The sequence below is a fragment of the uncultured Mucilaginibacter sp. genome, assembly GCF_903893715.1.
Classification (GTDB): Bacteria; Bacteroidota; Bacteroidia; order Sphingobacteriales; family Sphingobacteriaceae; genus Mucilaginibacter.
The window spans coordinates 1-15,278 of the sequence record NZ_CAITNG010000012.1 but is presented as its reverse complement, the minus strand read 5'-3'; the positions used below and the strand labels follow the sequence as shown (position 1 = coordinate 15,278).

Sequence of the window (15,278 nt, the reverse complement as noted above, 5' to 3'; positions counted from 1 at the left end):
GGAAGAATTAACGGAGTGTATGGGCAAATTCAGGCTGATGGTTTGCGGATCGGCGGCGTTGCCTGTTTCGATCATGGAAAAATGGCGACGGATTAGCGGACAAACTTTATTGGAAAGATACGGCATGACAGAGATAGGGATGGCGATCAGTAACCCTTATGATGGAGAGCGAAGAGCCGGCTTTGTCGGGCTTGCGTTGCCTGGCGTTTCAGTAAGGCTCGTAGATGAAAACTATCAGAATACAACCGGACCTGAAAGCGGCGAAATTATAATTAAAGGCGCAAATGTTTTTAGAGAATATTGGAATAGACCCGAAGCTACTCATAATTCGTTTACCGATGATGATTGGTTTAAAACCGGAGATATTGCGATGGTTGAAGACGGCTATTACCGGATACTGGGAAGAAATTCAGTAGACATTATCAAATCCGGCGGTTATAAAATTTCGGCGTTGGAAATAGAAGAAGCTTTACGGGATAACGAGTTGATCATTGATTGTGCAGTAGTAGGTGTACCTGACGAAGAATGGGGAGAATTGATCGTTGCGGCTATTATCACGTCGCAAACTGATGTTGACCTGAGCGCATTAAATTTATGGCTGCGCAATAAGATTGCGCCTTATAAAACCCCGAGAAAATATTTATTAGTGGATGAACTACCAAAAAATGCGATGGGTAAAGTAGTAAAAAATGACGTTAAAAATTTATTTAAATGAGATACATTAAACTTAGTTTATTCATTTTATTATGCTTTTTGTTAAGCAATTGCGCTGTTGCGCAAAAACGTTTTAAAGACGAAGTATTTACTGCTATAGATTCTACAAGCAATATTCAATACGGTCAGGCTATTAACCTAAACGGGGTTAATCAAGCCTTATTGTTAGATGTGTTCTTGCCTCATGGTGCAGATACACTTGCCCATCGCCCCTTGGTTATCTTTATACATGGTGGTGGCTTTCAAAGCAACACAAAAAACGGTGCTTTTAGTTCAAGACTTTGCGCAACGTTTGCTAAAAGAGGGTATGTAGCTGCATCAATAGACTACCGCTTAGGCATTGAGGGTACAAAGTCAAATAAGGACTATGCGGAATCCATGTACCGTGCTCAGCAGGATGGCAAAGCCGCTGTTCGTTTCTTTAGGCGCTATGCCGAAAAATATGGTGTAGACACTTCGCAAATATTTGTAGCGGGAAGTTCGGCCGGCTCAAAAACATGCCTTGCTATGGCATATATGAAACAAGCTGATGTACCTAAAGAGATCTCAACAGACCGTTGGGGGACGTTGGAAGGTAACAGCGGCAACAATGGCTATTCATCAAAAGTTCAGGGAGTCATCAATTGCTGGGGTGCTTTAATAGATTATAAATGGATAAAAAAAGGCGACGCTCCATTATTTAATACTGCGGGAACAGCCGATAAAACAGTACCAAGCGATAGTGCATTTGATTATCACGGCTTTAAATACGGTCCGCATATTTTATATCGCTATTGCCTTTCTTTGGGCGTACCTACCGCCTGGCGGCCCTTTGTTGGTGCCGGCCACACGCTCGATAACATTAAAATTAAACAAGATAGCTGCATTGCTTCGATGGCAGCCTGGCTATATTCACAGCTTAAAAGCAGTAAAGGAAAAAATGAAGAGGGGGTTTATAGGTACGAAAAGGATATTCAGGCATTTGATAGCTTGAATGTAGTAGAAAAACATTCGAATAAGGCCATTATGTTTTTAGGGAGTTCTTACATCCGCTTTTGGAAGAACATTCGAGAAGATATTCACTACGGCGACGTGATCCATCGGGGTTTTGGTGGCAGCAATATGCGCGATGTCGCTTATTATATTAAACGGATCGTATACCCGCACCACCCAAAAGCATTATTTATGTATGTGGGCAATGATATTGTTGATGGCCCGCGCGATAAAACACCCGACCAGGTGCTAGAATTGTTTAAGTATGTTGTCAGTATTGTACGCGAGAAGTACCCTGATATGCCAATTACCTGGTTGCAAATTTCGCCCAGCGAAAAACGATGGGGAGTCTGGGCTCAGGTGATCGAAGCAAATAAGCTCATTGAGCAATATTGCAAAACTCAGCATAATTTATTCTATATAACTTCTGCCGACAAGTTTCTGGGTGCCGATGGGAAGCCCCTTGTTAAATACTACCGTGACGATAAATTGCATTATAATGATGAAGGATACAAGGTTTGGGGTGCTAACATAGCCGCGCGGGTAGCCGAAATAACTCAAAAAGAAAATTAATGAGCATTGACTACCAAACCCTGATATGAAAAAAGATAATCGACATTTGTTATTCGCATGCTTAGCGGGCTTTGCATTTTCGGTAAACTATACCAACCATGCTCCTTTGGCGGCAACGTTAATGCAACAATTTAATTTTACTAAAACCATGGCTGGTTTTTTAACAACCGGGATATTTGCAACTCATGCCTTGATGCAAATACCTGCCGGGTACTTAGCCGATAATTTTGGCGGTAAAAAAATACTTGTTTGGGCGTTGACGATTGTTTGTATAGGTAATATCGGTATTGCCTTTTCGGCAAACTATGAGCAGTTGTTGTTATGGAAAATTTTTGTCGGCTTTGGTACAGGTGCCTCGTTTGTGGGTGGCGCCAGGTATATAGCTCAAGCCATGCCAGCCGAACGCTTGTACCGCGCTCAAGGGTTTTATGGTGCTTCTGTTTTATTGGGATCAGGCTTCGTTATATTCGCTGTTCCGCGCCTGGCAAATGCTTTTGGCTGGCAAGTATCATTTTTGTCCACAGCATTTATTGCCGTTTGCGCTGTTTTTGTTTGGGCATTTGCTGTACCCAGTCCCGAATTTAAGAGCCATTTGCCCGTTAAACTACAAAGTCTTTTGTCAGACAGACAACTTTGGTTATTGGGTTTTCTTCAAATGGCATCTTTTGGTCTGGTGATACTGATCGGTACCTGGATCACCGAACTATTAAAAAAACAAAATGGTTTGTTAACCACCACTGCCGGTGCTATTGGCTCTTTGGTATTGCTAGTGGGCATATTTACGCGTGTTTATGGCGCGAGCTTAGTTATCCGGCTGGGATATAAAGCAACCTTGGCGTTAAGTATGCTACTCAATGTGGTTGGCTGCTTTATACTTGCTTCATCATTATCATCCATTTACATTACCCTTTTAGCAATTTTATGCATTGGCATAGGCTCGGGTTTGCCTTACTCGGCACTGTTTAGCAGGGCTGTTAATTTATTTCCAGGTAGGGCGGGTACAGCTATGGGGCTGGTTAACATGCTTGGCATCATTATGATCTTGATAGGTGCGCCACTAATTGGCAAAATAACCGACATTACAGGTAGTTTTTCGGCGGCATTTGTCGCCCTAGGCATATTTGCGCTAATTGCTATGCTTGCTGCCTTTGGTATTAAAAGTACCAACACTCAACTGATGAATAAATAACCTATCACTATATTTTTTATAACCACTTTAAATCAATTTATGAGAATAGCAAAGATCTTTACATGCAGCGCTTTTTTTATTCTCTTCTTCACTAAAGCTGATTTTGCCCAAAACGTTACTAATATTTATCATGATGACTGGATAGATTTTAACAAGAACGGCAAGAAAGATGTATTTGAAGATCAGCAACAGCCTATCGAAAAACGAGTAGCCAATTTGCTTTCGTTAATGACGTTGGAAGAAAAAACCAACCAGTGTGCCACACTTTATGGTTATGGCCGGGTACTGAAAGACCGTTTACCTACGCCAGATTGGAAGAATAAAATTTGGAAAGATGGTATTGCCAATATCGACGAGCATTTAAACGGTATAAAAGGAGGCCGGCGATTTTATTCGGATGAGTATACCTTCCCCTTTAGTAACCATGCTGAAGCCATCAATAAAGTACAAAAATGGTTTATTGAAGAGACCCGCATTGGCATCCCGGTTGATTTTACCAACGAAGGAATACATGGTTTGAATCACGATCGTGCGACACCTTTGCCGGCGCCTATTGCTATGGGAAGTACCTGGAACAGAAGCCTGATTAGTCAAGCAGGAACGATAGAAGGAATCGAAGCTAAAGCCTTAGGATATACTAATATTTATACTCCTGTATTGGATGTTGCGCGCGACCCGAGATGGGGTCGTTTTTTAGAAAGCTATGGCGAAGATCCCTATTATGTTGCCGAAATGGGAAAACCAATGGTGGCGGGTCTACAAAGTCAGGGAGTTGCATCAACGCTAAAACATTATGCGGTTTATAGTATGCCAAAGGGCGGGCGCGACGGCAATGCGCGCACCGACCCCCACGTTGCACCGCGCGAAATGCACGATATATACCTTTATCCTTTTGAAAAGGTAATTGAAGCTACTCATCCAATGGGGGTGATGAGTAGCTACAACGATTGGGATGGCGTACCAATTACGGCAAGCCATTACTTTTTAACCGAGTTATTAAGAGATCAGTTTGGTTTTGACGGGTATGTGGTTTCAGACAGCGAGGCGTTAGAGTTTATTTACTCAAAGCATCATGTGGCATCATCAATAAAAGACGCGGTTAGGCAGGCAATAGAAGCAGGGTTAAACGTAAAGACGAATTTTACACCACCCGATGATTATATCCTGCCACTGCGCGAATTAGTAAAAGAAGGTGCCGTATCCATGAAAACATTGGACGCGCGAGTTGGCGATGTTTTACGGGTGAAATTCAAACTCGGATTGTTCGACCATCCTTACGTTAAGGCCCCTAAAAAAGCTAACGACGTAGTTGGGTTAGATCATCACCGGGATTTTGTTATGCAAATGGAAAAGGAGTCATTAGTGCTGCTTAAAAATAAGGATAATTTTCTACCTTTAAATATTACAAAAACACCGCGAATCTTGGTAACCGGCCCGCTAGCCGCCGCAACAGATTATACCATTAGCAGGTACGGGCCGACGGGTTTACCGGTAACTTCCATTTTGGCAGGTATACAAAATTATACAAAAGGGAAATCAGCTGTTAGTTATGTTAAGGGGTGTGATATTACTGACCCAACCTGGCCCGAAAGCGAGATCATACATACCAGCCTGTCTGTTATCGAGCAAAATGGAATAGATTCTGCGTTATCGGAAGCTAAAAATGCTGACGTAATTGTAGCAGTATTGGGTGAGGATGAAAAAATAGTAGGCGAAAGCCTAAGCCGTACCAGTCTTGATCTGCCAGGCAGGCAAGAGCAATTATTAGAAGCACTTCAAGCGACAGGTAAGCCCGTATTATTGATACTTGTAAATGGACGCCCGTTGACAATAAATTGGGCAAACAAATATGTTAACGGTATTTTGGAAACATGGTTTGGTAATACCTTAGTTGGGGATGCGGTAGCACAGACCATTTTTGGCGACTATAATCCGGGCGGTAAAATATCCGCCACATTCCCAAAGACGATGGGACAGATCGAGTTTAATTTCCCATTTAAACCGGCCTCGCAGGCAGGTCAACCATCATCAGGGCAAAACGGCTACGGTAAGTCCAGCGTTAACGGTGCGTTGTACCCTTTTGGCTTCGGTTTAAGTTATACCACCTTTGCTTACAGCGATATGCGTTTATCCAGCCATCAGGTTTCTATTCGGGATAGTGTCGAAATATCTGTAGATATCACTAATACTGGAAAAATGGACGGAGATGAGATTGTTCAGCTTTATCTTAACGACGAAATAAGTTCGGTAACCACTTACGAGAAGGTTTTGCGGGGTTTTGAGCGCGTGCATTTAAAGGCCGGCGAAACAAAGAAGGTAAAATTTATACTGAAGTTGAAAGATATGGGCATTTACAATAAAGAGATGAAATATGTTACGGAGCCTGGCTGGTTTAAAGTTTGGGTCGCTGCTTCTTCGGAAGATATGAAACTTGGCGATAGGTTTGAGGCTGTAAATCGATAATAACAAAATGATCATATCTAAAGATGGCAGGCTTTTAGGATGCCTTTTTTTTGCTGGAAGTTTACCAAATATTTCGTTGACATTTTTAGATCAAAATGTGATATGGACTTTGGTTTGCTTAAATAAAAGAGATGTAATTATGTATTTACTTTTTAATTAATTTATTATCATGTTAAGGAAATTGATCTTCATTTTGGTTCTTATTTGTTTTGCCGGCAAAACTTTTTCGCAGCAATTTAAAACTGCTGATATCGCTAATAGCAGTTTGATGCCCGAGCAAAATTTAACAAGAAACGTGCTTAACCTTTCGGGGATGTGGAGTTTTAAAGTCGACTCGAACAACGTGGGCGAAAACGAAAAATGGTACGTCGGGCTAAAGCAAGCTAAACCCATTGCAGTACCCGCCAGTTGGAACGACCAGTACGATGAATTGAGAGACTATATGGGTATTGCCTGGTACGAGCAAAACACGTATGTTCCAAAAACGTGGCAAGGGCAACGCATATTTATCCGATTTGGATCGGCCAATTATGCGGCAAAAGTTTGGATAAACGGCAAAGTGCTGGGAAAACACGAAGGAGGGCATTTGCCTTTTGCGTTCGATATAACCGACTATATCAATTGGAATAACAAGAATAAGATCATTGTACAAGTTGAAAATATTTTAAAACCCAGCAGAGTTCCACCCGGTAATATCACAACAGAAGGTGGCTTTACAAATAACCCAGCTGGCAATTTTGACTTTTTTCCTTTTTGCGGATTAGAAAGACCTGTTTGGTTATTCTCAGTACCCCAAAGCCATATTACTAATATCACGGTTGTAAGCAAGGTGCAGTTACCAAATGCTACTGTCGAAATTAAGATCAAAAAGGAAGGAACAGGTGCACTAATCGGAAAATTAACTTTGTCGGGCAACGATAAAGATTTCGAAAAAGCATTCACATTTAGTGGCGATGAAGCGAGTGTAACATTAACTGTTCCCGATGCTCATTTGTGGAATGTTGATGATCCATACCTATACGATCTTAGTGTAAGCCTAACTCGAGGTAGCCAGGTTGTTGATAGCTATTCGCTGCAAACCGGTATCCGAACGATTGCTGTAAATAATAGTCAGCTTTTGCTAAACGGTAAGCCGGTATTTTTAAAAGGCTTTGGAAAGCACGAAGACTTTCCGATATCCGGAAAAGGGACTTCATACCCTGTAATCGTAAAAGATTTTTCATTACTAAAATGGGTAGGTGCCAATTCGTTTCGTACCTCACATTACCCGTATGATGAGGAATACATGAATATGGCCGACAGACAGGGCATCTTGATTATAGATGAAATCCCCGCAGTTGGCTTATTTTTCGACAAGAACGTTGACCAGGTTAATGAAAGAAAAGAAACCTGTAAGCAAATGATTAGGGAACTGATCAATCGTGACAAGAACCATCCTGCTGTAATTATGTGGAGTGTGGCCAATGAACCGGGTTTACGGTCGTCGTATTTAAAAAAGGATACCCAGGATTCTATCTCGTATAATTTTTTCAAAGAGTTGATCGGCACCATAAAGAAAGAAGATACTTCACGTCCCGCAACATTGGTAGGGGCCGAAAACGAACCTTATCAGTGGCTGGGTTTAGCCGATGTGATCTGTATTAACAGATACTTTGGATGGTATAGTCAAACCGGCAATATTGCCGAAGGGGCTGCTTTATTAAATAAAGAGCTTGACATTATACATGATAAGTTTAAAAAACCGATGATTTTAACAGAGTTTGGCGCAGATGCTTATCCGGGTATGCATGCGTTAACGCCCGAAATGTTTACAGAAGAATATCAACGAGACTTTATTAAAGCGTATTTAGATGTGTTAGATACTAAAAATTATATTTGCGGAGCACATGTATGGGCATTTGCCGATTTTAAAACAAGCCAAGGCGATAGGAGGTTTGGAGGCTTTAACTGGAAAGGTGTGTTTACCAGAGACAGAAGACCCAAAATGGCGGCTTACTACTTAAAATCAAGATGGGGAGTAAATAAATGACCGTTATTTTTTTATTGGAATATAAAGTTATACCTGCTTGAAATGCGATAACTAGTAGAGAGTGTTTGCCTTCAGCTAATAATTGGCCGGCTTTTGCCAAGGCAACTAGTTTTCATTTAGTTGTTGCAAAATAACTTTTTCCGGCACTATGATGTATCGCCAATGATGAACTTGCGAGGTGTTTTTTTATTTATTTAAGAATGTTATCATTTATTCTTGCCATAATTGCAGCTCGATATATATTAGTTTGTGGCTCCTGATCGACAAAAAATGAGCCGTAATAATAAATTAACTGGGTTATAGTCTAATTAGAGCTCATGTTTATCTATTTACAGCTCATTAGTAGACTTTTTGAGCCGTAATTCAGTCGTCGTGAGTCGTAATTACCTTTTAAGGCTCGCAAGATCTCATTGATCCGCTTATTGAATAAACATACAGGTTGCTGTCTAGACTTTGCTTTGTTACAAAGTTGAATTAAACTTAGTTTATTCTGTGAAAGAATTATTTTGAATTTTCCCTGGTTCTGTTACAATCCATATAATATTTGCATTATTCAGGCCAATGATCAAATACGCTTTTATATTTTATTTATAGAGCTGTTAAATAACGGTCATGACATCTGTTATTGATTCGATAATCAGATATTTAAAATGTTAAATAAAAAAATAAATTTCATCATTCGCTATATAAATTAAAGGCTTCTATAACTAATGCGTATATTTGAATATCGGCAGGGCGTGTTACCTATGTAACTACCTCAAACGACGAAAGCTTTATAATTCATTGATTATCAGTCGATAACAAAGATAGGTTCGAGCCCAGGTGGGCGCACAAATAAAAAAAGGTCATTTTGATATTCAAAATGACCTTTTTACGTCATGGTTGTACGGCTTTTTTTTGAGCTGTTAATTCTTAATTTGCTTCAGGCACCGCCCCTTTCTTCGCTTTTACACTGTCAGAATAAGCTTTATACATGGCATGCCAGTTGCGGCCGCTGTCGGTGAAATAGGCCTCAATTTTGGTTTTGTATATTTTGAATATCTTCGATATTTCATCGATGTTCTTATAGTCAATAGCCTCTTCGCGTGCCAGTTTAAGGTTAGTTAAGATAAAGGCCTCATCGTCTTTGGTCATGTTGGGCACTATCGATTTGTAACCATTCATGGTAAACGCAACTTTGCCAATAGTATATTTATCCAGTATCATTTCCACCTGTTGTCGGTCAGTTCCTTCTTCAAACCGTCCATCAGGTCAGTATGCACCGTTTTTGGTATCGTCGAATTGATGATAACCTGCCTGTCGAGTTTGCTGAAAACTTTTCCTGTTACAGGGTTGATACCTTCGGGCACCAAAGTATAATCATGACTGTTATAAAAATCGCGTACCGCCGTAAGGTGGGTGGTTATCAATTGTTTTACGCGGGTTGCCTTGGCGGTATCGGTTAAGTTAAGGGTTGCAACCCAGGCAGCGGCTTTAACATCCGGATCGCCTTTCCCTTTTGCCGGTTTCGCTTTTGCGTCAGCATCATTTTGGGCGAATATCATTTTGGGCGATACAACCAGCCCGGTTATCATCAGTAAAACTACGATGCTCTTTTTCATAAATAGTACAGGATAATTATTGGTTTATAATTCAACAATAAAGTTATCGGGCAACCGCCACCCATCGTTGAAACAAGTTAGCACATGTTTGTACAATATTATCCTGTTTGGGTGTTTGATATCGACATATAGAAAATATTGCTATAAATTTGATACAACACCAATTAAGCCTGGTACAAACCAACAATGATGAATTACAAAGAGCTTTTCGGCGTACTTTGCCTGGGCATGTTACCCTTTTTAGTCAATGCCCAGCCAAAACTGGCGGCTTTATTTACCGATAACCTGGTGCTGCAACAACAATCTACCGTGCAGGTTTGGGGGTGGGATAAACCGACTGCCGTACTCACACTCACCAATGACTGGGATAAAAAACCCTACAAGGTAATAGCCGACGCTGACGGCAATTACATTGAACATCGACTTGATACAAATGGGGGTAGGTGGTAACGATAGCTGGAGCGACCTGGCCGCGCCTCTGCCACAATATCAAATACCGGCCAAACCTTATCGTTATACTTTTTATATATTGCCAACCCAAACCGGCCCGGCTGATGCAGGTGCTCTGGCAAGAAAAATTAAATTTTGAACATGAGGTTGTTGACAAGATATTTTTCAGGATCCGCAAGGGTGATATTATTCGCTATGCTTTGCGTATGCATTTTTATTGGTGCGAGCGCCCAGCAAAAAAAGAAGAAAAAAACGGGCAATTCAAGCCATCACCCGACGTCAACAAGCCACCATTCAACGTCGACAAGCCACCATGCATCGGGCAGTAGCCATGGTAAAAGCTCGAAAAAGGGCAGTTCGCATAGCAGTAAATCGTCGCACGGCAAAAAATCCAAAAAAGGAAAACACCGCCACGAAGTATTTCACGATGTACCCGAACAAGGTACTTATGTGCCTATAAAACCCATAACCGACCATTCGGCTTTGCGGGAATCGTTTGTGCACCCGCCCGAAGCCGCTAAACTCTGGGTGTTTTGGTACTGGGATCAGGCGGCGGTAAGCCGGGAAGGAATCACGCTCGACCTGCAGGCCATGAAAGAAGCCGGTATAGGCGGTGCTTACCTCATGACCATAAAAGGGGCCACAAACCCGCCCCTGATGGACCCGCCCGTAACACAACTAACCCCGCAATGGTGGCAGATGATAAAGTTCGCGATGAGCGAGGCCGACAGGCTCGGCCTGAAGCTGGCTATGCACGATTGTGATGGTTTTGCAGTAGCAGGCGGCCCCTGGATAACACCCAATCTGTCGATGCAGAAAGTTACCTGGAGCAAAACTTATATTCATGGCGGGCGCGCTTTTAACGATACCTTGCCAAAGCCACAAACCAATCAGGGTTATTATAACGATATAGCCGTGTTTGCTTATCCGTTGAAAGCGGGTGAGGACGCTTCTTCAGAAACCATTGCGCCTATGGTCTCTACCAGTAAAAAGGGCGACAACGCGCAGTATTTAGCATTAAAAGGTAACAAAAAAAGCTTTAGCAGCGACACGGCTTGTTGGATACAATATACCTTTGAGCAGCCTTTTACCTGCCGCTCTGTTACCATTCGTCCGGCCAATAACAACTATGAGGCACAGCGCTTAAGCCTGCAAATCAGTTACGATGGGCAGAAATTTATATCGGTTGGCCAATTGGAACCGCCCCGTAGCGGTTGGCAGGATGGCGATGCGCCCGATACCTATGCCATACCCGAAGTATCGGCAAAGTATTTCCGGTTTGTTTACGATAAGGCAGGCTCCGAACCTGGTGCCGAAGACCTGGACGCAGCCAAATGGAAACCTAATTTAAAAATAGCAGGCATCACACTGTACAGCGCTCCGCAAATAAACCAGTACGAAGGCAAGAACGGTGAAGTATGGCGTGTAGGCACTAAAACCACCGATGCGCAGATACCGAAAGCCGCCTGCGTAAAGTTGAGTGAAATGGTGGATATCACGACGCACATCGACGAGAACGGCAGGTTAAACTGGGCAGCACCCAACGGCGATTGGGTAATACTGCGGATGGGGCATACATCAACCGGGCATACCAATGAGACCGGCGGCGCGGGCAAGGGTTTGGAGTGCGATAAGTTTAACCCCGAAGCTGTAAAATTGCAATTTAACAATTGGTATGGCGAAGCAATAAAACAAGCCGGGCCCGATTTGGCGGCCCGTGTGCTCAAAATTTTCCATGTGGATAGCTGGGAGTGCGGCAGCCAGAATTGGTCGCCGGTATTTAGGCAGGAATTTATAAAACGCCGTGGTTACGACCCTGTTTTGTACCTGCCCGCAATGGCAGGTGTACCGCTGGAGAGCGCGGATGTTTCGGAAAAATACTTACACGATATCAGGCAAACTATATCCGAGCTATTGGTGGATAATTTTTATCATACCATGGCCACACTGGCACACCAAAAAGGGGCCGTTTTTAGTGCCGAAAGTGTAGCGCCCACATTTACAAGCGATGGCTTATTGCATTTTAAGGAGGTTGACCTGCCCATGGGCGAGTTTTGGCTGCGCAGCCCTACACATGATAAACCCGGCGATGTGTTGGACGCTGTTTCTGGCGGGCATATTTATGGTAAGGACATCATACAATCGGAAGCATTTACAGAGCTGAGGATGGCCTGGGACGAGTACCCCGGGATGTTAAAGACTTTGGCCGACCGTAATTTTGCCTTGGGGGTCAATCGCTTTGTGTTGCACGTGTTTAACCTGAACCCATGGACCGACCGCAAACCGGGTATGACATTGGATGGCGTGGGCACTTACTTTCAGCGCGACCAAACCTGGTGGAAACCGGGCAAGGCTTTTATGGAATACCTGCAACGTTGCCAAACGCTGTTACAAACTGGTAAGCCGGTTACCGATATCGCTGTTTATACCGGCGAGGAATTGCCAAGCCGCTCGGTATTGCCGGATAGATTGGTGAGTGTGCTGCCCGGTATATTCGGCACGGACGTGGTTAACAGCGAAGCAACACGCCTGCAAAATGCAGGCGAGCCAATGCGTACCATCCCCGATGGTGTTACTTCATCCGCAAATATGGCTGATGCCGAGAAATGGGTGAACCCTTTGCGGGGATATGCTTACGACTCGTTTAATACCGATGCCTTGCTGCATTTGGCTACCGTACAAAACGGGCGGATTGTGTTGCCGGGTGGTGCGAGTTATAAACTCTTAATTTTACCCGGTGCAACTAAAATGTCACCAAATGGCGATGGCTTATCACGTGAAGTGCAGGCGAAGGTGCAGCAATTGGTTAATGATGGCGCCACCATTATGGTGAATGGCGTTAAATTGACCGCTTCGATACAAGGGAGCGCAGCGGGACATATCTTAAGAGCACCTTATCAGGAGGAAACTTTTAACAGCATAGGTTTGGAACGCGATATGCTGGCGACCGATTCTTTACAGCACTTCGCTAAAAACATTGCCTGGAACCACCGCGCAGCGCCGGGACTCGATATTTACTTTATATCGAATCAGGAAAATGCGCAGCGGGTTATTAATCTTTCCTTGAGGGTCGCCAATAAAATACCCGAATTGTGGGACCCATTAACAGGGGAAAGCTACCCCGCCAGCGGCTGGACAAATGATAACGGCCGCACCAATTTGACAATACGATTGGAGGCCAATGCATCGCTGTTTATCATTTTACGTAGCCCCGCCGAAAACGCGAGAAAAGAGGGCAGGAACTGGTCGGCATTCAGATCGGTGCGCTCGTTGGATGGTATTTGGTCGGTGCAATTCGACCCTAAATTTGGCGGCCCGGACGAGCCGGTGCTTTTTACCCATCTCACAGATTGGAGCAAAAGCGACATCCCGACAGTAAAATACTACTCGGGCACGGCCGATTACGTACAAACCGTCAAATGGAATAGTAATCTGGTTGCCAACCGCAAATTATGGCTCGATTTGGGCAATATAGCTAACATAGCCAGCGTAACCATTAACGGCGTGTTTTGTGGTACGGCATGGTCGCCGCCTTACCGGGTTGATATTACTAATGCCCTGCACACTGGCTATAACAAGATACATGTTGAAGTAAGCAATACCTGGCAAAACCGCCTGATACGCGACCATACCTTGCCCGATGGCAAGCGCGTTACCAATACCACCGCGCCGTACAGGCTGGATGGCAAGCCACTGTTACCTGCCGGATTGTTCGGCCCGGTTGATATAGTTGAGATAGATAACAATAAATGAGATAGCCATGAACGCGATAGGAAAATTGAGTTTGCTAATGATAGGCTTTTTGCTGCTGGCGGTAGAAAAACCGTTCGCGCAAAGCAATGGATTGGTGAATACCTCGCAAAGCCCGTATGCTAAGCTGAGCGGCGTTGATATGGGTAATGTACAGTGGACGACAGGTTTTTGGGCCGAACGCTTTAAAGCCTGCCAGGATTCGATGATACCGCACCTGTGGAGTGTTTACACAGACCCGAAGATGGGTCATGCCACGCAAAATTTTGAGATAGCAGCGGGATTAGATACGGGCGCTCACGTTGGCCCGCCTTTTCAGGATGGCGATTTTTACAAACTGCTGGAAGCTATGACGGCTATGTATGCCATCAATAAAGACCCGAAGCTTGGTGCGGAACTGGATAAGACCATCGCACTCATCGCGAAAGCACAAAGAGCGGATGGGTACATCCATACACCCACCCTGATTGACGAACATCAACATCCCGATAAGGCAAAAGCTTTTGAAGACAGGCTCAATTTTGAAACCTACAACTTGGGCCATTTGATGACCGCGGCCTGTATACATTACCGGGTAACAGGAAAAAGGACTTTTCTGGATATCGCCATTAAGGCTACTGACTACCTGTACCGTTTTTACAAAACAGCCTCGCCCGAACTGGCAAGGAACGCTATTTGCCCATCGCATTACATGGGCGTGGTTGAAATGTACCGCACCACGCACGACCCGAAATATTTAGAGTTGGCGAAGAACCTGATCGATATACGCGGCCTGATGAAAGATGGCACCGATGATAACCAGGACAGGATACCTTTCCGCCAGCAAACGGCTGCCATGGGCCATGCCGTAAGGGCAAATTACTTGTACGCAGGAGCAGCCGACGTTTTTGCCGAAACGGGCGATACTACGCTGACCCATACACTCAATTTGGTTTGGAACGATGTTGTGAACCGCAAAATGTATATAACAGGTGGCTGTGGTGCATTGTATGATGGTGCATCGCCCGATGGGACATCGTATTTGCTGAAAGACGTGCAGGAGATACACTAGGCTTATGGCCGCGATTACCAATTACCCAATTTTACCGCGCACAACGAAACCTGTGCCAGCGTGGGCAATGTGCTTTGGAACTGGCGCATGCTGAAACTGACCGGGGATGCCAAATACGCGGATATTATGGAGTTAACCTTATATAATGGGATGCTATCAGGTATCAGTTTGAGCGGGACTAAGTATTTGTACACCAATCCTTTGAGTGTTTCGGATGACTTGCCTTTTCAGCAACGCTGGTCGAAGGATAGGGTAGGGTACATCGGTTACTCGGATTGCTGTCCGCCCAACGTGGTACGCACTATTGCCGAGCTGAGCAATTATGTGTACAGCCTGTCGGAAAAGGGCCTTTACTTTAACCTTTATAGTGGGAACAATCTGTCGACCACTTTAAAGAATGGCAAAGCGATAAAAATTGCAGAGCAAACCGATTACCCCTGGAACGGGGATATCAGGTTTACGGTAAACCAAGCACCTGAATCTGCT

9 protein-coding genes and 2 pseudogenes are annotated in these 15,278 nt (G+C 43.9%); 10 read left to right on the top strand and 1 reads right to left on the bottom strand.

The window, feature by feature from the left end; all coding sequences use genetic code 11:
• From QZX97_RS01540 to uidA, 5 genes are all read left to right on the top strand, one after another.
• A partial coding sequence (locus QZX97_RS01540) for an AMP-binding protein (protein WP_295664059.1) occupies nucleotides 1-715 on the top strand: 715 nt, incomplete at its 5' end.
• Nucleotides 712-2,259 carry a carboxylesterase family protein gene (locus QZX97_RS01535; protein WP_295653963.1) on the top strand — a complete coding sequence of 516 codons (1,548 nt, stop codon included), beginning with the start codon at nucleotides 712-714 and terminating at the stop codon, nucleotides 2,257-2,259. The genes QZX97_RS01540 and QZX97_RS01535, both read left to right, overlap by 4 nt.
• Nucleotides 2,260-2,284: 25 nt before the next feature.
• Entirely contained in the window at nucleotides 2,285-3,448 is a 1,164-nt protein-coding gene (locus QZX97_RS01530) for an MFS transporter (protein WP_295653966.1), read from the top strand.
• A 39-nt stretch (nucleotides 3,449-3,487) separates the two neighbouring features.
• Nucleotides 3,488-5,911: a glycoside hydrolase family 3 N-terminal domain-containing protein gene (locus tag QZX97_RS01525; protein WP_295653968.1), complete on the top strand. Its 2,424-nt coding sequence runs from the start codon at nucleotides 3,488-3,490 to the stop codon at nucleotides 5,909-5,911.
• A gap of 169 nt (nucleotides 5,912-6,080) precedes the next feature.
• Nucleotides 6,081-7,940 (top strand): beta-glucuronidase, encoded by a 1,860-nt coding sequence (uidA, locus tag QZX97_RS01520; protein ID WP_295653973.1) that lies wholly within the window; start codon nucleotides 6,081-6,083, stop codon nucleotides 7,938-7,940.
• 912 nt (nucleotides 7,941-8,852) lie between these two features.
• Here the strand turns inward: uidA and QZX97_RS01515 are convergent.
• Nucleotides 8,853-9,484, bottom strand: a pseudogene (locus tag QZX97_RS01515) (DUF3826 domain-containing protein).
• 243 nt (nucleotides 9,485-9,727) lie between these two features.
• Here QZX97_RS01515 and QZX97_RS01510 point away from each other — a divergent pair.
• The 5 genes and pseudogenes from QZX97_RS01510 to QZX97_RS19045 all read left to right on the top strand — a co-directional run.
• The gene (locus QZX97_RS01510; RefSeq protein ID WP_295653981.1) at nucleotides 9,728-9,991 is read left to right on the top strand and encodes a hypothetical protein; all 264 of its coding nucleotides are present in this window, start codon (nucleotides 9,728-9,730) and stop codon (nucleotides 9,989-9,991) included.
• Nucleotides 9,954-10,130 carry a hypothetical protein gene (locus QZX97_RS01505; protein WP_295664056.1) on the top strand — a complete coding sequence of 59 codons (177 nt, stop codon included), beginning with the start codon at nucleotides 9,954-9,956 and terminating at the stop codon, nucleotides 10,128-10,130. The genes QZX97_RS01510 and QZX97_RS01505 overlap by 38 nt, the downstream gene beginning before the upstream one ends.
• Nucleotides 10,131-10,132: 2 nt before the next feature.
• On the top strand, nucleotides 10,133-13,744 hold the full coding sequence (locus QZX97_RS01500) for a glycosyl hydrolase (protein ID WP_295664053.1): 3,612 nt from the start codon (nucleotides 10,133-10,135) through the stop codon (nucleotides 13,742-13,744).
• A 7-nt stretch (nucleotides 13,745-13,751) separates the two neighbouring features.
• Nucleotides 13,752-15,098, top strand: a pseudogene (locus QZX97_RS01495) (beta-L-arabinofuranosidase domain-containing protein); the annotation flags it as partial.
• Nucleotides 15,084-15,278 (top strand): hypothetical protein (locus tag QZX97_RS19045; RefSeq protein ID WP_363151713.1); only part of this gene is annotated, 195 nt, incomplete at its 3' end. The pseudogene QZX97_RS01495 and the gene QZX97_RS19045, both read left to right, overlap by 15 nt.